At 72.6% G+C, this 20,933-nt stretch carries 18 protein-coding genes and 1 tRNA gene; 5 read left to right on the top strand and 14 right to left on the bottom strand.

All coding sequences use genetic code 11. The features are described from left to right. Window positions 1-130: 130 nt before the first annotated feature. The 6 genes from AB0G14_RS21520 to AB0G14_RS21545 form a co-directional block, all read right to left on the bottom strand. The gene (locus AB0G14_RS21520; RefSeq protein WP_357699967.1) at window positions 131-1,144 is read right to left on the bottom strand and encodes an NlpC/P60 family protein; all 1,014 of its coding nucleotides are present in this window, start codon (window positions 1,142-1,144) and stop codon (window positions 131-133) included. A gap of 129 nt (window positions 1,145-1,273) precedes the next feature. Beyond that, window positions 1,274-2,317 carry a hemolysin family protein gene (locus AB0G14_RS21525; protein WP_357699969.1) on the bottom strand — a complete coding sequence of 348 codons (1,044 nt, stop codon included), beginning with the start codon at window positions 2,315-2,317 and terminating at the stop codon, window positions 1,274-1,276. Beyond that, window positions 2,310-3,623: a hemolysin family protein gene (locus AB0G14_RS21530; protein WP_357700074.1), complete on the bottom strand. Its 1,314-nt coding sequence runs from the start codon at window positions 3,621-3,623 to the stop codon at window positions 2,310-2,312. Before AB0G14_RS21530 ends, AB0G14_RS21525 begins: the two co-directional genes overlap by 8 nt. Before the next feature lie 34 nt (window positions 3,624-3,657). Continuing rightward, complete coding sequence (locus AB0G14_RS21535) at window positions 3,658-3,915, bottom strand: hypothetical protein (RefSeq protein WP_357699971.1); 258 nt, start codon at window positions 3,913-3,915, stop codon at window positions 3,658-3,660. After that, a complete protein-coding gene (locus AB0G14_RS21540; protein WP_357699973.1) occupies window positions 3,884-6,082 on the bottom strand; it encodes a (Fe-S)-binding protein in 2,199 nt (732 codons plus the stop codon). Before AB0G14_RS21540 ends, AB0G14_RS21535 begins: the two co-directional genes overlap by 32 nt. Before the next feature lie 485 nt (window positions 6,083-6,567). Beyond that, a complete protein-coding gene (locus AB0G14_RS21545) occupies window positions 6,568-6,831 on the bottom strand; it encodes a cell division protein CrgA (RefSeq protein WP_350702307.1) in 264 nt (87 codons plus the stop codon). A gap of 228 nt (window positions 6,832-7,059) precedes the next feature. Between AB0G14_RS21545 and AB0G14_RS21550 the strand changes: the two genes are divergently transcribed. The 4 genes from AB0G14_RS21550 to AB0G14_RS21565 are packed head-to-tail and all read left to right on the top strand — an operon-like array spanning window position 7,060 to window position 10,729. Further along, window positions 7,060-7,866: a DUF881 domain-containing protein gene (locus AB0G14_RS21550; protein ID WP_357699975.1), complete on the top strand. Its 807-nt coding sequence runs from the start codon at window positions 7,060-7,062 to the stop codon at window positions 7,864-7,866. Continuing rightward, window positions 7,863-9,785 carry a class E sortase gene (locus AB0G14_RS21555; protein WP_357699977.1) on the top strand — a complete coding sequence of 641 codons (1,923 nt, stop codon included), beginning with the start codon at window positions 7,863-7,865 and terminating at the stop codon, window positions 9,783-9,785. Before AB0G14_RS21550 ends, AB0G14_RS21555 begins: the two co-directional genes overlap by 4 nt. A 3-nt stretch (window positions 9,786-9,788) precedes the next feature. Then, a complete protein-coding gene (locus AB0G14_RS21560) occupies window positions 9,789-10,070 on the top strand; it encodes a hypothetical protein (protein ID WP_350702311.1) in 282 nt (93 codons plus the stop codon). Between the two features lie 8 nt (window positions 10,071-10,078). Next, the gene (locus tag AB0G14_RS21565) at window positions 10,079-10,729 is read left to right on the top strand and encodes an aminodeoxychorismate/anthranilate synthase component II (RefSeq protein ID WP_357699980.1); all 651 of its coding nucleotides are present in this window, start codon (window positions 10,079-10,081) and stop codon (window positions 10,727-10,729) included. Between the two features lie 59 nt (window positions 10,730-10,788). Here AB0G14_RS21565 and AB0G14_RS21570 read toward each other — a convergent pair whose 3' ends face one another. From AB0G14_RS21570 to AB0G14_RS21605, 8 genes are all read right to left on the bottom strand, one after another. Beyond that, entirely contained in the window at window positions 10,789-11,484 is a 696-nt protein-coding gene (locus AB0G14_RS21570; RefSeq protein ID WP_357699982.1) for an ElyC/SanA/YdcF family protein, read from the bottom strand. Between the two features lie 150 nt (window positions 11,485-11,634). After that, the gene (gene pknB / locus AB0G14_RS21575) at window positions 11,635-13,428 is read right to left on the bottom strand and encodes a Stk1 family PASTA domain-containing Ser/Thr kinase (RefSeq protein ID WP_357699984.1); all 1,794 of its coding nucleotides are present in this window, start codon (window positions 13,426-13,428) and stop codon (window positions 11,635-11,637) included. Further along, on the bottom strand, window positions 13,425-14,834 hold the full coding sequence (locus AB0G14_RS21580; protein ID WP_357699986.1) for a protein kinase: 1,410 nt from the start codon (window positions 14,832-14,834) through the stop codon (window positions 13,425-13,427). Before AB0G14_RS21580 ends, pknB begins: the two co-directional genes overlap by 4 nt. A gap of 1 nt (window position 14,835) precedes the next feature. Beyond that, window positions 14,836-16,341 (bottom strand): penicillin-binding transpeptidase domain-containing protein, encoded by a 1,506-nt coding sequence (locus AB0G14_RS21585; RefSeq protein ID WP_357699988.1) that lies wholly within the window; start codon window positions 16,339-16,341, stop codon window positions 14,836-14,838. Then, a complete protein-coding gene (locus tag AB0G14_RS21590; protein WP_357450615.1) occupies window positions 16,338-17,717 on the bottom strand; it encodes an FtsW/RodA/SpoVE family cell cycle protein in 1,380 nt (459 codons plus the stop codon). The genes AB0G14_RS21585 and AB0G14_RS21590 overlap by 4 nt, the downstream gene beginning before the upstream one ends. Window positions 17,718-17,856: 139 nt before the next feature. Continuing rightward, window positions 17,857-19,287, bottom strand: coding sequence for a PP2C family serine/threonine-protein phosphatase (locus AB0G14_RS21595; protein ID WP_357699990.1), 1,431 nt, complete (start codon window positions 19,285-19,287; stop codon window positions 17,857-17,859). After that, window positions 19,284-19,769 carry an FHA domain-containing protein gene (locus AB0G14_RS21600; protein WP_111134465.1) on the bottom strand — a complete coding sequence of 162 codons (486 nt, stop codon included), beginning with the start codon at window positions 19,767-19,769 and terminating at the stop codon, window positions 19,284-19,286. The genes AB0G14_RS21595 and AB0G14_RS21600 overlap by 4 nt, the downstream gene beginning before the upstream one ends. Window positions 19,770-19,775: 6 nt before the next feature. Beyond that, window positions 19,776-20,564, bottom strand: a complete 789-nt coding sequence (locus tag AB0G14_RS21605; RefSeq protein WP_091100240.1) for a DUF3662 and FHA domain-containing protein — start codon at window positions 20,562-20,564, stop codon at window positions 19,776-19,778. A gap of 226 nt (window positions 20,565-20,790) precedes the next feature. On the opposite strand from AB0G14_RS21605, the gene AB0G14_RS21610 reads away from it, so the two are divergent. Further along, window positions 20,791-20,873 (top strand) — tRNA-Leu (locus AB0G14_RS21610). Window positions 20,874-20,933: the final 60 nt, after the last annotated feature.

Raw genomic sequence — 20,933 nt, forward strand, 5'->3', positions numbered from 1 at the left:
GCTTCTTCGGACCCTGCGGCCTGCGATCCCCACGGATCTCGAACACTGCAACCCCTGATCACGTCAGGCGTTGCAACGATCCCTAGAACCCGAGGTCTCGACCGGGGGCCCTTCCATGCGTGTTACGGAATCAGCCGGGCCTGCGGAACCCGGCCACCGGCATCGTGTTGATGCTGGAGACGTTGACCGGCTTGCCCGCCCGGGGCGCGTGCACCATCTTGTCGTTGCCGAGGTAGAGGCCGACGTGGTGCAGATCGCTGAAGAAGAACACCAGGTCACCCGGGCGTGCCTCGGAGCGCGGGATGGCCTTGCCCTCGTTCCACTGGGCGCCGGTGAAGTGCGTCAGGTGGATGCCCGCCGCCTTGTAGGCGTACTGGGTTAGACCCGAGCAGTCGAACGAGTTGGGGCCGGTGGCACCCCAGACGTACGGGTCGCCGACCTGGGCGCAGGCGGTCTTGATGGCGGTCCGGGCCGCCTCGCTGACCACGCCGTTGATGGTCGGGCACTTCTCCGTCTTGACGGTGGTCACCGGCAGCGACGCCTCGAGCTTCTTGATGTCGGCGTCGATCTGCTTCTTCTTCGCCGCCAGGTCGTTCTGCTGCTTGGTCTGCGCCACGATCAGCGCGTCGAGCTTCTGCTTCTCCGCGTCGAACTTCTCGCGGACCTTGGTGACGCCCTCGAGCTGCTTGCGCTCCTGGGCGGCCAGCCGGTCCAGGAGGGTCAGCTGCTCGCTGAGCGTGTCCGGCTTGGCGCTGACCAGCAGCGCCCCGATCTCCTGCGACGGGCCGGTGATGTAGTAACGGGCGGCGAGGTCACCGACCCGGTCCATCGCCAACTCGGTCTCCAGCGCCAACGGCTGGATCTTCTTCTGCAGGTCCGCCGACTTCTTGCGGTTGACCTTCAGCTGCGCCCGCACCTTGTTGTACTGCTCGATGGTGGGCTCGAGCTGCTCCCACTTCTTGTCGATCGCGGCCTCGATCTCGTCGACCGAGGGCTCGGCGTACGCGGGCGCGGCGAGCACACCGACGCCGACGACCGCGGCGGCGAGGAGGGTGAGCAGACGGTGGGCGGCCCTGCGCAGGCCACCCGGACGAGCAGACCGTCCCGGTGCGTGACGATGAGGGGGCATGGTTGCCACCGGCACCGACTCCTTTTGCAACCCGACCGCCGGGCGCCTCGCACGAGGAAAGAGGGGCGAGACAGACGACCCACAGCGGCCGGTGCCCAACACTAGGGAAGGCGCCGGGCGGAATCAAGGCGACCATCGTTCACATCACGCCTGCGCAACCGTTTGCGCACCAAGGGTGTCGGCCCGGCGACCGACGATGGCGGTCAATACGTCGTCCAACGTCACCACGCCGAGCGGGCGGCGGCCGTCGCTGACCAGCACCATGTGCCTCCGCTCGCGGCGCATCGACAGCAGCAGGTCGGCGAGCGTACGGTCCGGCGGCACCACCGCCAGCGGCCGGTAGACCTCCGCCGGTACCGGGGCGCGCCGGCTCACCCCGGCGTACCCGAGGACGTCCTTGACGTGCACGAAGCCGAGCACCCGGCGGGTGGACCGCTGCACCACCGGGAAGCGGGACCGGCCCGTCCGGGTGGCCAGCACCTCCAGCGAGGCGGGCGAGACGTCCTCGGCGACGGTGGTCACCGTCGACCAGGGTTGCAGGGCGTCGGCGGCGGTCCGGCTGTGCAGGGCCAGCGCGCCGGTGATCCGGGCGTGCTCCTGGGCGTCGAGCAGACCCTCCGTACGCGCCTGCGCCACCAGCCCGGCCAGCTCCTCGGCCGTGAACACCGTCTTCACCGCCTCGGTGGCCTCGATCCGCCACAGCCCCAGCACCCGGCGGGCCGCCCACTTCATCGCCAGCAGCAGCGGCTTGGTGGCCAGGCAGAACGCCAGCATCGCCGGCCCCAGCCAGAGCGCCGACGGCTCCGGCCCGGCCAGCGTGATGTTCTTCGGCACCATCTCGCCGACCACCGTGTGCAGGAAGACCACCACGCCGAGGGCGAGCACGAAGGCCACCGGGTGGACCGCCCGGTCGGGCAGCCCGGCGGCGTGGAACGCCGGCTCCAACAGGTGCGCCAGGGCCGGCTCGGCGATCGCGCCCAGCCCCAGCGAGCAGATGGTGATGCCGAGCTGCGCCCCGGCGATCATCAGCGGGATCTGGTTCATCGCCGACAGCGCCCAGCGGGCCCGCTTCGAGGTGGCCGCCAACGGCTCGACCACCGTGCGCCGGGACGCGATCAGCGCGAACTCACTGCCCACGAAGAACGCGTTGCCGAGCAGCAGCGCCACCGTGACCAGCAGCTCAGGCATCGTCGCCCGGCTCCTCGGGGCGAACCACCCGGACCTGCTCGATCCGGTGCCGTTCGACCTCGACGACGGTGAACTCGTAGCCGGAGTCCTCGACCGTCTCGCCGGCCACCGGGATGTGCCCCAGCCGGGCCATCAGGAACCCGGCGAGCGTCTCGTACGGCCCCTCGGAGAGCCGGAAACCGGTCTGCTCGGCCAGCTCGTCGGAGCGCAGCACCCCGTCGACGAGGACGGTCCGCTCCCCGCCCGGCACGGTCAGCTCGACCGGGCCGGCGTCGTCCACCGCGTCCGGGTCGAACTCGTCGGCGATCTCGCCGACCAGTTCCTCCACCAGGTCCTCGGTGGTGACCACCCCGTCGGTGCCGCCGTACTCGTCGACGACGATGGCGAGGTCGGCGCCGGCCACCCGGAGCGCGGCGAGCACCCCGTCGAGGTCCAGGCTCTCCGGGACGTACACCGGCTCGCGGGCCACCGACCCGACCGTGGTCGAGCCCCGCCTGGCCGGCGGCACACCCAGCGCGTCGGGCACCCCGGCGACGCCGGTCACGAGGTCGAGGGTCTCCTCGTACACCGGGAAGCGGGTGCGCCCGGTCTGCCGGGACAGCGCCAGCAGCTCGGCCACCGTGGCGGTGGCGCGTAGCGCGACGACGTCCACCCGCGGGGTCATCGCCTCGGCGGCCCGCTTGTCGCCGAAGCGGATGGTCCGGCGCAGCAGCATCGCGGTGTCCGGCGGCAGCGCGCCGGCCCGTGCCGAGATGGCTGCCAGCAGGCCCAGTTCCTCCGGCGAGCGGGCGCTGGCCAGCTCCTCCTGCGGCTCCACCCCCAGCACGCGGACCAGGCGGTTCGCCGAGTCGTTGAGCGCCCTGATCAGCCAGCCGAAGGTGCGGGAGAAGGCGCGCATCGGGCCGGCGGTGGCCAGCGCGGTGGGCATCGGCCGGGCCAGCGCGAGGTTCTTCGGGACCAGCTCGCCGAAGAGCATGGAGAGCAGGGTGGCCAGGGCCAGGGCGAGGAGCGGGGTGAACCGGTCGGCGGCGTCCCCGGCGACCGGCCGCAGCAGCGGGGTGAACAGCCGGGCCAGTGCCGGCTCGGCCAGGTAGCCGGTGAGCAGGGCGGTGAGGGTGATGCCGAGCTGCGCCCCGGAGAGCTGGAAGGAGAGCTCCCGCAGCGCCCGGCGTACGGTCGCGGCCCGGCCCTCGCCCGAGGTCGCGCGGCGCTCGATCTCGGGCCGGTCCACGGTGACCAGGGCGAATTCGGCCGCGACGAAGAACGCGTTGCCGCCGGTCAGCAGCAAGAACCCGACCAGGGGCAGCAGCGTGGTCAGCAGCAGGCCATCGATGCTCGTCTCACCTCGGCGCGATTCTCGCACGTCGAGCGCCGCTGGCCGAGATCGCCGCCGGGGACTGGGCGTCCGCCGCGACCCGGAAGGCGATCGAGGGGACCCGGGCGGCCGCGCTGCTGGCCACGACCACGGCCGCCACCGCCGCCATCGTGACCACCGCCGTCTCCGGAACGACGACGGCGGCGGCGCCTCGCGGTGCCGCCGCCGTCGGGCGTTCCAGGAGGTACGCGTCAGCCAGCGACCGGCGCGGTCTCCCTGTCACCCGGCGCCTGCTCGGGCTTCACCGAGCGGAGCAGCACGCTGGCCACGTCGACGACCTCGACCTGCTCGCCGGCGCCCTTGCCGTTCACCCCGTCGTTGAGCATCGTCGAGCAGAACGGACAGCCGACGGCGACCGTCCGCGCCCCGGTGGACATGGCCTCCTCGACCCGGTCCACGTTGATCCGCTTGCCGATCTTCTCCTCCATCCACATCCGGGCGCCGCCGGCGCCGCAGCAGAAGGAGCGCTCGCTGTTGCGCGGCATCTCGGTGAGCTCGCCGGCGATGGCGGTTCCCAGCACCTCGCGCGGCGGGGCGAACACCCGGTTGTGCCGGCCCAGGTAGCAGGGGTCGTGGTAGGTCACGCCGCCGTCGACCGGCTGCACCGGGGTGAGCTTGCCGGTGGCGACCAGGTGTGCCAGGAGCTGGGTGTGGTGGACCACCTCGAACTCGCCGCCGAGCTGGCCGTACTCGTTGCCGAGCGTGTTGAAGCAGTGCGGGCAGGTGGCGACGATCTTGCGCTTGCTCTTCTCCCGGCCCTCGAACGCCTCGTTGAGGGTCTCGACGTTCTGCTGGGCGAGCATCTGGAAGACGAACTCGTTGCCGATCCGGCGGGCCGGGTCGCCGGAGCAGGTCTCGCCCTCGCCGAGGATCGCGAACTTGACGCCCGCCTCGTTGAGCAGCGTGGCGACCGCCCGGGTGGTCTTCTTGGCCCGGTCCTCGAACGCGCCGGCGCAGCCGACCCAGAAGAGGTACTCGAAGTCGTCGACCTCGCCGACCCGCGGCACCTCGAAGTCCAGGCCCTTGGTCCAGTCCTCGCGGGTGTTCTGCGGGGCGCCCCACGGGTTGCCCTTGTTCTCCAGGTTGCGCAGCATCACGCCGGCCTCCGACGGGAAGCTCGACTCGATGAGCACCTGGTAGCGGCGCATGTCGACGATGTGGTCGACGTGCTCGATGTCGACCGGGCACTGCTCGACGCAGGCGCCGCAGGTGGTGCAGGACCAGAGCACGTCCGGGTCGATGACGCCGCCTTCCTCGGCCGTGCCGATCAGCGGTTTGTCGCCCTCGGCCAGGGCGAGCACGTCGACGTGGGCGAGCTGCGCGGCGGTGGCCTTCTCCTCGCCGGTCAGGTCCTTGCCGCCGCCGGCCAGCAGGTACGGCGCCTTGGCGTACGCGTGGTCACGAAGGCTCAGCACCAGCAGCTTCGGCGACAGCGGCTTGCCCGTGTTCCAGGCGGGGCACTGCGACTGGCAACGGCCGCACTCGGTGCAGGTGCTGAAGTCCAGCAGGCCCTTCCAGGTGAACTGCTCGACCTGGGCGACGCCGAACTGGTCCTTCTCCGGGTCGGCCTCTTCGAAGTCCAGCGGCTTGCCCTGGCTGGTCATCGGGCGCAGCGCGCCGAGGCCGGAACCGGCCGGCTTGGCCGGCTCGCGCTTGAAGAAGATGTTGGGGAACGCCAGGAAGCGGTGCCAGGCGACGCCCATGGTGACGTTCAGCGAGATGACGATCAGCCACGTCATCGAGATGACGATCTTGATGAGCGCCGCGACGCTGGCCCCGGCCTGCCAGTCGGGCAGCACGGCGCCGACGGCGTGGCTGACCGGGGTGGCCCAGAGCGGGTACTCGAAGTGGTCGGTGGCAACCTTGAAGCCGCGGATCACGAACCCGAAGATCAGGACCAGCAGCACGATCCACTCGACGAAGTAGCCCTGCCACATCGTCGAACCGGTGAACCGCGAGCGACCACCCGGACGGGTCGGACGGTTGCGCAGGCGGATCGCCATCAGCACCACGATGCCGACCACGCCCAGCACGCCGATGATCTCGGTGCCCAGGCCGAAGATCGTCCAGTGCCCGATGATCGGCAGACCACCGGTCGGGGTGACCACCTCGAAGTACGCCTCGAGCACCAGCAGCGACAGCACGATGAAGCCGACCATCACGAACCAGTGCGCGGCACCCACCACGCTCCACTTCAGCATGCGGGTGTGACCGAGGGTCTCCACCAGCATCTTCCGGGTGCGGGCGCCCTTGTCGCTGAACCGCTCCGGAGCGGATTGCCCGAGCCGGATGACGGCCGTCATCTTCATGACCGCGCGTACCGCAAGCCACACCGCCACGGCGGTGATGGCGGCCGCGAGGATCGTGGTGACGATCTGGACGCTGCCCATCGAGTTGGCCTCCCGGTCTGCTGCCTGTCGAGCGGCTCGGCGACCGGGGCCGGATCAGGGGGCGGTCGGCGAGCCGCCGCCACCGCACCCTCGACCGGACCGGTCGATGACCTCGCTCCGCTCGGTCATGCAGTGCAGCCTACGCGCAAGGTTACCCATCGGTAACGTGAGATCTCGCACTCCGGCCGCGCCGCCCTGCGCACACCATAGGTGGCCCGACCCGAAACCGCCGGGCAGGGTCTCCGCCGAGTGACACGCTCACGTGCGGCACCGCCCCGGGCGGCCCCGGCGGGGCCGGATCGGTCGACTGGTCGACAGCTCGGTGCCGACCGGCGCACGGCTGCACCGAGAGGCTGGCGGTCGCACGGCTGCGCACCGAGAGGCAGGCCGCCGTACGGCTACACCGAGAGGTGCGCGCCGCACGGTTGCACCGAGCCGAGAGCGGCTCGGGTGGCCCGGCGCCGGCGGTCGCCGGGTGGGGCCGCTCAGCGCCAGCGGGAGAGCAGGATCAGGGAGGCGACCATCGCGCCGAAGCCCACCGCGAGGTTCCAGTAACCCCACGACATGACCGGGTACTCCTGCTCGGAGAGGTAGTAGACCACCAGCCAGCCGATGCCGAAGACGATGAGGCTGACCGCCGAGATCGGCAGCCACACCGGGCTAGGCTTGCGCGTCGCCGCCGTCGCCGTCGGACGGACGTCCGTCGGCGGGGTGTACACCTTCTTCTTGCGGACCTGAGACTTGGGCACGACGCTCTCCAGAGGGGGTGACGACCTCGTCCGGCCTGACAACCGGGCGCGGGGGCGACGGTCCATGGCCAATAATGTTCGACAGCTAGCGTAGTCCCGAAGACCCGTCCAAGCCACGAATGGGGTCAGGCCGGTGCTCGGAGTGACCGAAAAAGGCGGGACTGTTCGGGTCGCCGCACCGGCCCGCCACCTCGCGGGCTGAACCAGACGACGGGGAAGGAACGCTCGGTGGAGTACACATCCGGCGCGGCATCCTGGCAGAAGGTGCTCCGGCGGGTGGTCGCCGGCCTCCTGCCACGGCGACCGCGGCAGCGCCGACCGGGCTGGTCGATCGGGGTGCCGCTGATCGCCGCCGCGGCCGGGCTGCTCTTCACCACCACGGCGACCACCGCCGGCGGCACCGCCCTGCGCGAGGACCGGCGCCCCCAGCTCAACCAGCTCATCGAGGACCGCCGCGCGGAGGTGGCGGCCGGCGAGCAACGCGCCGCCGGGCTGCGCGGGGAGGTCGAGGACCGCACCACTGCGTTGGCCAGCTCGGACGGCCCCATCAGGGAGCAGCAGGACCGGGCGGCCGCCAGCCGGGAGGCCGCCGGATTCACCGCGCTCAGCGGCCCCGGGGTGACGGTGGAACTCAACGACGCGCCCCGCCGCAACGACGGGACCCTGCCCGCCGGGGCCACCAACGACGACCTGGTCGTCCACCAGGGGGACGTGCAGGCCGTGGTGAACGCCCTCTGGGCGGGTGGCGCCGAGGCCATGTCCATCATGAACGTCCGCGTGCTGTCGACCAGCGCGGTACGCTGCGTCGGTAACACCCTGCTGCTGCACGGCCGGGTGTACTCCCCTCCATTCAAGATCGTAGCAATCGGCGATCCCGCTGCCCTTCAGCGGGCCCTCGCCGACTCTGAGGGAGTCCGGTTGTTCAGGGACCTGGTCGACGACTACAAGCTCGGCTACAAGGAGACCGTCTCCACCGTCGCCGTGCCGGCGTTCGAGGATTCGACAACGCTCCGGTCGGCGGCGGTGCCACGGTGACCCGCGACGACTGGTCGGAGGAGCCCGACAGCCGGCACCGCAACCACGGTGACGGCCCGACGGAGTTCCTGCCCAAGGTCAATCGTCCCGCCCCGGCCGGAGCCTGGCCGGAGCCGACACTGCCGCCCCGCTCCCCGGCGTCGCGCCCGCACGGTCCCGGCCCGTCGGTCGGCGACGGCCGCCCGACCGGCGGCCCACCCGCCGAATGGACGCGCGCCGTGTCCGACCCCGCCCGTTTCGCCGGGCCCGCCCGCCCCGCCGATTCCGCCCGCCCCGCCGATTCCGCCCGGCCCGGCGACCCGGCGCGCCCGGGCGGCCCCGCGCGGGAGCCCGGTCGTCCCGCGAACCCCGGCCGGTTCGTCCCCGGCGCCGACCAGGCCCGCACCACCGTCAACCCGGCTCGGCCCGCCGACCCGGACCGCCTCGGGCCCGATCGCCCCGGACCTGCCGCCCACGGCCCTGCCGGCTTCGGCCGCCCCGGCCCCGTGGACTTCGGCCGCCCCAGCCCCGTGGACTTCGGCCGTCCCGGCCCCGCCGACCACGACCGCTCCGGCCGCTCCGGCCCCGCCGATTACGGCCCTGCCGGCTTCGGCCGCCCGGGCCCCGCCGACCACGGCCCGAGCGACTTCGGCCGATCCACCGGCCGCTCAGACGTCGACTCGCCGGCCCGTCCCGTGGACTTCGGCCCGCCCACCGGCGCCGCCGGCCGCGGTGCCCCCGCCCCACCACCGTGGTCGGGCGCCGGCCAGCTCCGGCCGGCGGCCCCGCCGCACCCGCCGCACCCGGCGCCGCCGGCCGGCCCCGTCGGGCAGCCGGACGCCACCCGGGCCTCCGGGCAGGGCGGCGAACGGTCGCTCCGGCCACCCGTAGACCGCGCCGCCGCCCAGGGCGACCGGCCGGCCACCGACGGGCCGACCGCCTTCATCCCGAAGAGCGGCGCGGCCGTCGGGGGGACGTCCATCCCGGCTTCGCCGACCGTCCCCGACCGCTCCGCCGACCCCGGAGCCACCGCCGTGATCCCGGCCGTCTCCGGGCGTACGCCGGCCGGCTCGGCGGCCCTGTTCGAGTCGACCGCCCTGATGGGGGCCGTGCCGCGCCCCCCGAAGACGGACGAACCCGATATCCCCGACGCCGGTACCGAGCAACCCCGGCCACGCCGGGGCGAACGGGTCGTCCAGCTCCGGCCGGAGCAGACCGGCGAGGGCTACAAGAGCGTCTACTCGGAGCTGACCCGGCCGTCGCTGGCCTCCCGGCTGCGCGCCGGCATCCGGATCACCGGCGAGGTGCTGATCACCTTCGGCATGGTGGTGCTGCTCTTCGCCGGCTACGAGGTGTGGGGCAAGTCGGCGATCGTCGACGCCCACCAGAACGACCTCAGCCAGCAGTTGGCGCAGGCGTGGGGGCCGGACGGCGACCCGACCGTGGCGCCGTCGGCCAGCGCGCCCACCAAGCCGAAGCCGCCGGTGCAGGGCAAGCCGATGGCGGGGCTCTACATCCCCAAGCTGGACAAGAACTGGGTCGTGGTCGAGGGCGTCACCCAGAAGGACATCCGGTACGCGCCCGGCCACTACCCGTCCAGCGCCCTGCCGGGCCAGGTGGGCAACTTCTCCGTCGCCGGGCACCGCAACCGGGCCACCTTCTGGCGACTTGACGAGCTGAACGACGGCGACGCCATCGTGGTGGAGAGCAAGACCGACTGGTACGTCTACAAGGTGAGCCAGAGCCGGATCGTCCGGCCCACCCAGGTCGAGGTGGTGGCGCCCGTGCCGGGCAAGCCCGGGGCGAAGGCGACCAAGTCGATGCTCACCCTGACCACGTGCAACCCGAAGTTCGACAACTACCAGCGCCTGATCATCCACGCCGAGTTGGCGCGTACCCAGCCGAAGTCGGCGGGTCGACCGGCGGAACTGGGAGGCTAGGCGGTGTACGGCTGGATCTGGCGCAAACTCCCCTTCGGGCTGCCCGGCAAGCTCGTCGGCAGCCTGCTGATCGCCAGCGCGATGGTGGCCCTGCTCTGGTACGTGGTCTTCCCCTGGGCCGAGCCCCTGCTGCCCTTCGACGACGTGCAGGTCACCCAGGAGTCCGGCGAACCCGGCGACGTCGGCGTGGTGCCCGGCGACGGGGAGGCGACGCCCGGCGACGGGCACGACCTGCCGTACGACACCGAACGGAACAACACCCCGCCCCCCTCCCCGGACGAGTGAGCCCCCTGATGCGTGTCCTGGTGATCGACAACTACGACTCGTTCGTGTTCAACCTCGTGCAGTATCTTGGCCAGCTCGGCGTGGACTGCGAGGTCCGGCGCAACGACGAGATCGAGGTCGCCGAGGTGGGCAGGGCCGGCGCGGCCGGCGTCCTGTTGTCGCCCGGTCCGGGCAGCCCCGACCGTGCCGGCATCTGCCTCGACGTCATCCGCCGGTACGCGGGCGAGCTGCCGATCTTCGGCGTCTGCCTGGGGCACCAGGCGATCGGCGAGGCGTTCGGCGCCACGGTGACCCGCGCCCCCGAGCTGCTGCACGGCAAGACCTCCGAGGTCCGCCACCAGGGCGTCGGAGTGCTCGCCGGCCTGCCGGACCCGTTCACCGCCACCCGCTACCACTCGCTCGCGGTGCTGCCCGAGACGCTGCCCGAGGAGCTGGAGGTCACCGGCTGGACCGGCTCCGGGGTGGTGATGGCGATGCGCCACCGGACGCTGCCGATCGAGGGCGTCCAGTTCCACCCCGAGTCCGTACTCACCGAGGGCGGCCACCTCATGCTGGCGAACTGGCTCGCCGCCTGCGGTCACCTGGAGGCACTGGAGCGGGCCCCGGAGCTGGCCGCCGAGGTGGACGCGCGCCGCCGCGCCGCCTTCGCCGCTGGCTGAGCGGGCAGGACTGCCCACGCCGAGCCCCCGACCCTCGACGGAACCCGCGAAAGGCGTGGTCAGCCCTTCAGCGCGTCCTGCACCGCCGGGTCGGTCGGCGAGCGGACCGCGGGCGGCCTGCGTCGCACCGCGTCCCATGCCGCCTTGCCGCTGGCGAAGTAGTCCCGGACCGCTTTCCCCACGAGCAGGGCGGGCCCGCAGCCGGGACAGCGAGCGGTCACTCCGTCGGCGTCGAGGCCGAGGTGCCGGCACAGCGTGACCGCCCGGGACAGGTGGTAGAACTGGGTCACGATCAGGGCCCGCTCGATCCCGTACACGTCGCGCGCCCGGGCACAGCTGTCGTACGTGTCCAGGCCGAACGGGTCGGCCACGACGCGACGCGGATCGACACCCAGCCGCTCGGTCAGGTAGGAGGTCATCACCGCCGGCTCGTCACCGGAGGTGCCACCCCCGTCGCCCGATACGAGGATCACCCGCGCCCGCCCGCTGTGCACCAGCTCGGCGGCGGTTTCGAGGCGGCCGGTGAGCCGGTCGCCCGGTTGGCGTCGGTCCGCCGCCACTGCGGTGCCCAGGACGATCACGACGTCGGCGGCCGGCGCACCGGCCTCGTCGTACACGTGGCCGCGGGCGGCGACCGTGGTCCACAGCCAGGGAAGACTGGCGAGCAGCAGCGCGGCCAGAGCGAGAACCGCCGCGCGGGTCAGGCGTCGCCGCCACCGGTTCGCCGGACCCTCCGGGCCCGTCGCCCCTCTCACGAGTGACGTCCGGCGGGAACCCTCGCATCCACCCCGTTCGTCCTCTCTGTGCGCAGCACGGCCCGAACCGGGCGAGCATCCGCCCGGCCGACGGACCTGGCCGGCAGACGCCCGGCCGACGGATCCCGGTGGGGCGTCACCCGCCGGGGGTCACTGCTCGGAGAGCCGGGCCGGTGGGGTGGTCGGGAACAGCGGGAAGCCGCCGCCACCGCCGGAGGGTGTGCCGCTGGGCGTGGGGCTCGGCGTGTCGGACGGCGTCGGCTCGACCTGCGGCACGCTGACCACGATCGTCACCGTCTTGCCCTTCGCAAGGTTGCTGCCGGGTCGCGGGTTCTGCGAGAGGACCCGCCCGGCCTCGGCCGCCGGCACCTCCCGGCCCTGCTCGACGTCGACCTCGTAGCCGGCGGCCCTCAGCTCGTCCTTGGCGTCCTTCTCGGTGGAGTTGACCACGTTCGGCACCTGGCCGACGTTGCCCCTGGAGACGGTGAGGGTCACGAGCGTCTTCTCGGCGACCTGCTTCCCCTCCTCGGGCGACACCGCCAGGACGATGCCCTCCTGGTCGGCGCTGTCCTTCTCGACCTTCCTGACCTCGAAGCCTGCCTCCTCGAGCCGCGCCTTCGCGGTCTCGTACCTGGAGCCCGTGAGGCCCGTCGGGATGGCCTTCGTGGCCGGGCCGCCGCAGACCTGGACGACGACTTCCCCGTTGGGTTCCAGGGCCGAGTTGGCGGCCGGCGTCTGGTTGACCACCTGGCCCTTCTTGCAGGTGGCGTCGAAGTGCTGCTCGCCCTCCCTGGGCACCAGGTTGGCCTGCTGGATCCGGGTGAACGCCTCCTGCTGCGTCAGGCCGGTCACCGTGGGGACGGTGACCTTGTCGTCGCCCTGGTTCAGCAGGGCGGCGACGAGGGCGATCACCGCGAGCACGCCCACCGCGGCGAAGGTCGCGATGAGCCAGGACGACGCTCTGCGCCGGCGCGGGTCGCCGACCCGGGCGGGGATCTGCCGGGTCTGCGGTGCGCCGGGCGCGGCCGGGTAGCCGGCACCGGCCGGGACGACCCGCGTCGTCTCGTCCTGCGGCAGCACGGGGGTGGCCAGCACCGGGCGGCCGGCGGCGGCGCGGAGCAGGTCGGCCCGCATCTCGCCGGCGCTCTGGTAGCGGTTGAGCGGGTTCTTCGACAGCGCCTTGAGCACGATCGCGTCGACGGCCGGGTTGACGTCCGGGTTGATGTCGCTCGGCGTCGGCGGGGCCTCCCGCACGTGCTGGTAGGCCACGCTGACCGGGCTGTCGCCGACGAACGGCGGGTGGCCGCAGAGCAGCTCGAAGAGCACGCAGCCGGCGGCGTAGACGTCGGACCGGGCGTCGACCGCCTCGCCGCGCGCCTGCTCGGGCGACAGGTACTGCGCCGTGCCGATCACCGCGCTGGTCTGGGTCATCGTGGTGGCGCCGCTGGCCAGCGCCCGCGCGATGCCGAAGTCCATCACCTTGACCTGGCCGGTCTGGGTGAGCATCACGTTGCCGGGCTTGATGTCCCGGTGGATGATGCCGTGCCGGTGGCTGAACTCCAGCGCCGCGCACATGTCGGCGCAGATCTCCAGCGCCCGGCGCGGCTGGAGCCGCCCCTCGACGCCGAGGACCTCCTTGAGGGTCCGCCCGTTGACGAACTCCATCACGATGAACGGCAGCGTCTCGCCGGTCGGCGCGGTCTCCTCGCCGGTGTCGTAGACGGCCACGATCGCGGGGTGGTTGAGGGACGCAGCGTTCTGCGCCTCGCGGCGGAACCGCATCTGGAAGGTGGCGTCCCGGGCGAGGTCGGTCCGGAGCATCTTGATCGCGACGTCCCGACCGAGCCGGAGATCGCGACCGCGGTGCACCTCGGCCATGCCGCCGTAGCCGAGCAGCTCGCCGACCTGGTACCTGCCACCGAGCAGGCGGGCCTGCGCTGTCATCGCGTCTGTCGTCCTTCGCTCGTCGTCTCGTCGCCGCCCGGCCGGGGCAGTTCCTGTCGACGGTACGACGTCCGGGCCGGATCGTCGCGTCCGTCGGGCCGCAGCACGCCGGACGTCACCGTCTGCGGGGTGACCGCGCCGGCTGCGCCGGACTGCTGCGACTCCCGCACCTTGTAGGAAATCACGCCGGAGCAGACGAGGACCAGTACGGCCAGGAGGATGGCGAGTAACACCATCCCGGGCCGGGACCCTCGCCCGCCGGGCTGGGGCGCCGGAGGGGCGGCCTGCCCCGCGTACGCCATCGGGCGGGCCGGCGGCACGGTCGCCGCGCCGCGCGGGTAGCCGGGCGGGGCCACGGGTGGGCGGTGCACCGACGCGGCGGGCGCGACGGTCGTGGGGCGGTGCGGCACGACGGCCGGGCGGGGTGCCGCCACGGGCGGGCGCTGCGGCTGCGGGGCGGCGGCCGGCGGCCGGTGCGGGACGACCCGCGGGTGCGCCGCCGGTGCCGGCACCTGGGCGCGGCCGGGCGGCGCGGCGGGCGACGCCGGGGCCGCGGAGATCGGCCGACCACCGGCGCGGGCCTGCTGGGAGAGCTGGGCCTTCAGCTGCCGGGCCACCCCGGCCAGCGCGGCGGCGCTGGGCCAGCGGGCCGCCGGGTCCTTCGCCAGGGCCCGCTCCACCACGGCCCGGACCTGCGGCGGGATGTCGGCGGGCAGCGGGCGGGGGGCCTCCCGGACGTGCCGCATGGCGATCTCGAGGGGGTTGTCGCCCTCGAACGGCCGCCGGCCGGCCAGGCACTGGTACGCGACGACGCCGAGCGCGTAGACGTCGGACGCGGACGTGGCGACGCCGCCGGTGGCCTGCTCGGGGGAGATGTACGAGGCGGTGCCGAGCACCGAGCCGGCCGCGGTGAGCTGGGCGACCAGGTCCGACCGGGCGATGCCGAAGTCGGTCAGCACCAGGGTGCCGTTGGGCCGGACCAGCAGGTTGCCCGGCTTCACGTCCCGGTGCACGATGCCCTTCACGTGCGCCGCGTGCAGCGCGTCGGCCGCCTGGGCGACCAGCGCCATCGTGCGGGCCGGGGTGAGCCGGCCCACCCGGGCCAGGGTGGCCGACAGCGCGTCGCCCTCGACGTACTCCATGACCAGGAAGGCGATCTGCTGGTCGTTGCCGAAGTCGTAGACGTCGACCACGCCGGGGTGGTTGATCGTCGCCATGGTGCGGGCCTCGCCGCGGAACCGTTCGGCGAAGTCGGGGTCGTCGAGCAGCGCGGGGAGCAGGCTCTTGACCGCGACCGTCCGGCCGAGCACCTGGTCGGTGCCGCGCCAGACGTCGCCCATGCCACCGCTGGCGATCCGCTCGTCGAGGCGGTAGCGGTTGCTGAGCTGCACCCCGGGGCTGAGCATGTCAGCGGCCTCCGGGATCGGCGATGGCGGCACGCATGATCTGCCCGGCGATCCGGGCCGCCTCGGCGCTGCCGCCCGGGCCGGCCTGCTCCAGCATGACGCAGACCGCGGAAACCGGGTTCCCGTCCTTGTCGAGCGCGAAGCCGATGAACCAGCCGTGGTCCGGCCGGTCCGGCGCGGACTGCGCGGTGCCGGTCTTGCCGCCGACCGTGTAGCCGTTGATCCGCGCGTTCTCGCCGGTGCCGTTCTCGACGACGCTGACCATCATGTCCCGCAGGTCGCCGGCGACCTGGCCGCTGACCGGCTGGCGCAGCTCCCGCGGATTGGCCGTGTAGTAGCTGGTGGTGCGGTCCGGGCCGAGGAGCTGGCGCACCAGGTACGGCCGCATCTGGCTGCCGCCGTTGGCGACCGAGGCGGCGATCAGGGCGCCCTGCAGCGGAGTCATCCGGACGTCGCGCTGGCCGATGGAGGACTGGGCGAGCGCGGCGGGGTCGTCGCCGCCGTCGGCGTTCTCCATGCTGCCGGTGCGGCTGGCCGCCACCGGATAACCGCCCTCCCCGAGGTGGCCGACGGTGAGGTCCTCCTGCTCGAAGCCGAACTGCCGGGCCTTCTCCTTGATCTTGTCCGCGCCGAGCCGGACCCCGAGCTGCGCGAAGCCCGTGTTGCACGACTCGGTGACCGCGTTCATCAGGGTGACCTCGTCCTCGGGGCAGATCGACGCCGCCGCGTTGCGGATCGGCGTGCCCGAGGTCGGCGGGGTGTAGCTGGACCCGGCCGGGATCCTGGTGTCCTGCCCGATGCCGTTCTCCAGCGCCGCGGCGGCCACCACGATCTTGAAGGTGGAACCCGGGGGCAGTACCTCGCCGAGGGCCCGGTTCTTCAGCGGGCCGTTCGGGTTCTGCTCCAGCGCGTTGTGCGCGGCCGCCGCCTCGTTCGTGTTGTGGCCGGTCAGCGGGTTCGGGTCGAAGCTGGGCATGGAGACCAGCGCCTGCACCGCCCCGGTACGCGGGTCGATGGCGATCGCCGCGCCCTTCGGGACGTCGTTGCGGTTGTTGCGCAACTGCTCGTACGCGACGTCCTGGGCCCGCTTGGAGAGGGTGAGCAGCACGTTGCCGCCGCCGGTCTTGTCGCCGGTGAACATGTCCTTGAACCGGTCGATGAAGAGCTGGTCGCTGGTGCCGGCCAGGAAGTCGTTCTCGAACTTCTCGATGCCGGTGTCGGCCAGGTTGACCGGCTTGTAGCCGAGCACGTGCGCGTACTTGGCGCCGCCCGGGTAGGTGCGCTGGTACTTCAGCTCGCCGCTGGTCTCCTTGCTGGTGGCGAGGGCCGTGCCGCCGGCCTCGATGTTGCCGCGCTTGCGCTCGTACTCGGCGACCTGGACCCGGCCGTTGTAGTCGCTGGTGCGGTATTCGTCGGCCTTGTAGGCCTGGATCCAGTTCAGGTTGGCGAAGAGCAACCCGAAGAGGACCATCACGACGACGCCGACGCGGCGCAGGGGTGCGTTCACGGCCTGATCACCTCCGTGGGGGCACCGTGCAGCTGCTCCGGCGGGCCGCCGGACGGTCGGGCCGCCTTGCCGCCCCCGCCGGCGACCGGGCGGCGGGCCCCATCGGAGACGCGGAGCAGGACCGCGATGAGCAGCCAGTTGGCCATCAGCGAGGAGCCACCGGCGGAGAGGAACGGGGTGGTCTGGCCGGTCAGCGGGATGAGCTTGCTGATCCCGCCGACGATCACGAAGACCTGGAGCCCGAGGGTGAACGCCAGGCCGCCGGCCAGCAGCTTGCCGAACGAGTCGCGGACCGCCAGGGCGGCCCGCAGCCCCCGCTCGACGATGAGCAGGTAGACGACGAGCAGCGCGGAGAGGCCGAACAGCCCGATCTCCTCGCCGAGGCCGGCGAAGATGAAGTCGTTCTGCACCTCGGGCAGCAGGCCGGGCTGGCCGCCGCCCGGGCCGGCGCCGAACAACCCACCCGTGCCGAGTGCGAGCAGACCCTGCACCAGTTGGTAGCCGTCCTCGTAGGGGTCGGCGAACGGGTCCAGCCAGATCTGCGCCCGCAGGTAGAAGTTGGCGAACGGCCCGCCGACGATGTCGCCGAGGACGTACGCCAGGTAGGCGCCGCCGAAGAAGAGCACCAAGCCGATGAGCAGCCAACTGACCCGTTCGGTGGCGATGTAGAGCGTCACCACGAACATGCCGAAGTAGAGCAGCGACGTGCCGAGGTCCTTCTCGAAGACGAGGACCAGGAGGCTGATCAGCCAGACCACGACCACCGGGCCGAGGTCCCGCCCGCGGGGGAAGTCGATGCCGAGGAACCGGCGGCTCGCCAGCGAGAGCACCTCGCGCTTGCGCACCAGGTAGTAGGCGAAGAAGACCAGCAGCGCCAGCTTGGCGAACTCGCCGGGCTGGATGGAGAAGCCGCCGACCCGGACCCACAGCTTGGCGCCGTTGATCTCGGAGAAGCGGCTGGGCAGCACCGCCGGGATCATCACCAGCACGATGCCGGCCAACCCCAGGGTGTACGCGTACCGGGAGACCGACCGGTGGTCGCGCATGAGGGCGAGCAGCCCGGCGGCCAGGATGACCGAGGCGAGCGTCCAGGCGAGCTGCCGGCCACCCGTGCCGGCGAAGATGGCCAGGTCCGCCCGCTCGGCCGGGGCGGCGTTGCCCAGGTCGAGCCGGCGCAGGAAGCCCACCCCGATGCCGTTGAGCAGCGCGACCGCCGGCAGCAGGGCAGGGTCGGCGAAGGGTGCCAGGAACCGGATCACCAGGTGCAGGCCGAGGAAGACCGCGGTGAGCGCGGCGGCCGGCATCCAGAAGTCGGCGGTGACGGTGTCGAGCACCTTCGCCTCGACCATCGCCCCGTAAGCGGCCACCAGCACCATGGCCAGCAGCAGCAGCGACAGCTCGGCGTTACGCCGGGACCGGGCCAGGCGCACGCCGGGCTGCTCGCCCGTGGTGGCGGGCGAGGGTGCCGGGGTGGCCGCTGCGGTCACGGATCGTCCTCGGATTCGAAGCCGACGCTCACTCCGGCGACCGGCAGGTGGCCGGGTCGAGCGTCGGCGAGACGGTGTCGGAGGGCAGGGCGTCGGGCGTGGTGGTCGGCGAGGCCGACGTGGTCGGACGGCCGCTGGCGGCCGGGCTCGCGCTGGCCGACGGCGACGGGGTCGCCGGGCGGGCGGTCGGCGTCGGCGTCGTGGTGACGGCCACCGCGCTCGGGCTGGGCGGGCAGATCGGCTTCAGGTTCGGGTTCGTCGGGCTGTCGCTGGTCAGCTCGGCCAGCCGACGCTCGGCGTCCGGCTCGCTCTTGGCCGGGATGCCCTGCTTCACCTGCTCCTGGGCGGCCAGGGTCAGGTCGTCCAGGTCGGCCGGGCTGGTGGAGTGCACGGTGGAGAGATCCATCCCGGCGATCTCGCCCTGGATGCCCCGGAACACCGCGACCTGGCCCTCCTCCGTCGCCCCGACGTAGTACTGCCGCTGGGTGTAGCTCCAGCCGCCGAAGACGGCCCCGCCGAGCAGCACCAGCAGCGCCAGCGTCGTCGCCGCGGCGCGCACCGGCCGGCGCTTCGGGCGTTCCGGCTCGTCGTCGTCGCCGGCCGGGGGCTCCTCGGGGGCGGGGGGCCGGGGGGCGGAGAGCGCCGACGCGCGGGCGGCCGGGGTGGAGACGTCGGCGGAGGTCGCCATGCCCCGGTCCCGGGCCGCGGCGCCGCCGACGATCGGGCTCGCCTCGACGATGTCCTGGTCGGTGGCGTCCGCGATGATCACCGTGATGTTGTCCGGCCCGCCACCGCGCAGGGCGAGCTGCACCAACCGCTCCACGCACTGCTGGGGGTCGGCGTACTCGCGCATGGTCTCGGCGATCGTGTCGGCACTGACCACACCCGAGAGGCCGTCGCTGCAGATCAGGTAGCGGTCGCCCGGCAGCACCTGGCGGACGCTGTATTCCGGGTCGATGTCGCGGCCGTCCAGCGCCCGGGTGAGCAGCGACCGCTGCGGGTGGCTGCTGGCCTCCTCGGCGCTGATCCGGCCCTCGTCGACGAGCATCTGGACGTACGTGTCGTCCTTGGTGATCTGCGCGAACTCGCCGTTGCGCAGGAGGTAGGCCCGCGAGTCGCCGATGTGGACCATGCCCAGCTTGCTGCCGGAGAAGAGGGTGGCGGTGAGCGTGGTGCCCATCCCCTCCAGCTGGGGGTTGGCGTCCACGGTGTCGCGGAGCTGCTGGTTGGCGGTGCCCACGGCCGAACGCAGCGCGTCGACGAGGGCGTCACCCGGGACGTCCTCGTCGAGCGGCGCCATGGCACCGATGACGATGTTGCTGGCGACGTCACCGGCGGCCATGCCGCCCATGCCGTCGGCGACGGCGAGTAGCCGCGGTCCGGCGTAGACGGAATCCTGGTTACCGTCTCGGATCAGACCGCGGTCGCTGTGGGCCGCATAGCGCAGGGTCAGAGTCATGGCCGTAATTCGAGAGAAGTGCGGCCGATCCGGATCGGCACGCCGAGGGGGACGGGGGTTGGTCCGGTGACCTTAGCGCGATCCAGGTAGGTGCCGTTAGTCGAGCCAAGATCCTCGACGAACCACTGCCCGTCTCGCGGCACCAGCCGGGCGTGCCGCGCCGAGGCGTAGTCGTCGGTGATGACGAGGGTGGAGTCCTCGGCCCGACCGATGGTGATCTGCGCTTCACCGAGGGTGATCCGCGTGCCCGCCAGTTGACCGGCGGTGACCACGAGCTGGTGCGCCGCCCTGCCCCGCTTCGCCTTCGCCGGTTTCGCCGCCTGCCCGAGCGAGGCCCCGACCGCCCGCGGGGCGGCCACCAGCCGGCCCGACCGGGCCCCCGCGAACAGGTCCCGGCGGATCACGCCGACCACCGTGAACACGAAGATCCACAGCAGGATGAGGAACCCGAACCGGGCGACGGTGATGACGAGTTCCGGCAAGGCGGATCAGCCGTCCACGCGGAAGGTCAGCGTCGTGGTGCCGAGCTGGATCATGTCGCCGGGGTTGAGCGCGACGGCGGAGACCCGCTGGCCGTTGACCATCGTGCCGTTGGTCGACCCCAGATCGGTCAGCACGACCTGGCCGCCGTCGAAGTCCAGCCGGGCGTGTCGCCGCGAGATGCCGACGTCGGGCAGGCGAAGGTTGGCCTGGTCGCCGCGGCCGATCACGGTCGAGCCCATCTGGAGGGGATAGGTGCGCCCGTCGCCGGAGACTAGCCGCACGTTGCGGCTGCCGCCGTGGCCGGGCGGGGGGCCGTAGCCGCCACCCTGGTCGTACGCCGGGTAGGCGGGCGGGCCGGCGTCGTAGCCGGGCGCGGAGACCGGGGCGACCTCGCCGCCGGTGTAGACCTCGGCGGTGACCCGGAACATGCCCGTGTCCAGCCCCTCGCCGCGTTCGATCTCGACGATCACGTCGCCGTAGACCGTCCAGGCCTGCTCGCCGATGAACTCCGCCTGCGACTGGGCCAGCTCCTGGGCCAGCGCGGCAGCGTACGGCGCCAGCCGACTGTGGTCGTAGGGCGAGAGATCGATCACGTAGCGGTTGGGCACCAACGTGCGCCCACCGGCCAGGATCGCCTTGTGCGCCTCGGCCTCCCGCTGCATGGCGTTGAGGATCTCCACGGGGTGGACCACCCCTTTGAAGACCTTGGCGAAGGCTCCCTCGACCAGGCCTTCCAGACGCTTCTCGAAGCGTTGCAGCACGCTCACCGGCTCCTCCTCGGGTCCCGAGGACATGATGGTATCCGGCCGGAGCGTCCGCAGCTCACACGCCGCTCGGCCGGCTGGCGGCGGCCCGTTCGGTGGGGCCGTTGTCGTCGTGCTAGTCTTTCGTCCGCCGAGAACGGTACCGCCTCGACGGACGGTAACCGATCGACGCAACGATCACGGACCACGTAGGATGTCCGGGGCCCGCTGGAGACAGCAGGACCGGCACAGACTACAGTGTTCGAGGTCAGGCCACGGGGAAGTGGCGGAATGGCAGACGCGCACGGTTCAGGTCCGTGTGCCCGAAAGGGCGTGGGGGTTCAACTCCCCCCTTCCCCACCGATACGCGAGGGCTCCGCAGCGATGCGGGGCCCTCGCGGCGTATCGGGGCCGTGCCGT

Origin of the sequence: Micromonospora sp. NPDC023814 (assembly GCF_040639595.1) — a bacterium.
Lineage (GTDB): Bacteria > Actinomycetota > Actinomycetes > Mycobacteriales > Micromonosporaceae > Micromonospora.

Bases quoted from the DNA above. Each gene is read 5' to 3' on its own strand.
- AB0G14_RS21525 (WP_357699969.1), bottom strand. From the start codon at position 2,317: ATGCCTGAGCTGCTGGTCACGGTGGCGCTGCTGCTCGGCAACGCGTTC.
- AB0G14_RS21540 (WP_357699973.1), bottom strand. From the start codon at position 6,082: ATGGGCAGCGTCCAGATCGTCACCACGATCCTCGCGGCCGCCATCACC.
- AB0G14_RS21565 (WP_357699980.1), top strand. From the start codon at position 10,079: ATGCGTGTCCTGGTGATCGACAACTACGACTCGTTCGTGTTCAACCTC.
- pknB (WP_357699984.1), bottom strand. From the start codon at position 13,428: ATGACAGCGCAGGCCCGCCTGCTCGGTGGCAGGTACCAGGTCGGCGAG.
- AB0G14_RS21580 (WP_357699986.1), bottom strand. From the start codon at position 14,834: ATGCTCAGCCCCGGGGTGCAGCTCAGCAACCGCTACCGCCTCGACGAG.
- AB0G14_RS21590 (WP_357450615.1), bottom strand. From the start codon at position 17,717: ATGGTGCTGGTGGCCGCTTACGGGGCGATGGTCGAGGCGAAGGTGCTC.
- AB0G14_RS21595 (WP_357699990.1), bottom strand. From the start codon at position 19,287: ATGACTCTGACCCTGCGCTATGCGGCCCACAGCGACCGCGGTCTGATC.
- AB0G14_RS21605 (WP_091100240.1), bottom strand. From the start codon at position 20,564: ATGTCCTCGGGACCCGAGGAGGAGCCGGTGAGCGTGCTGCAACGCTTC.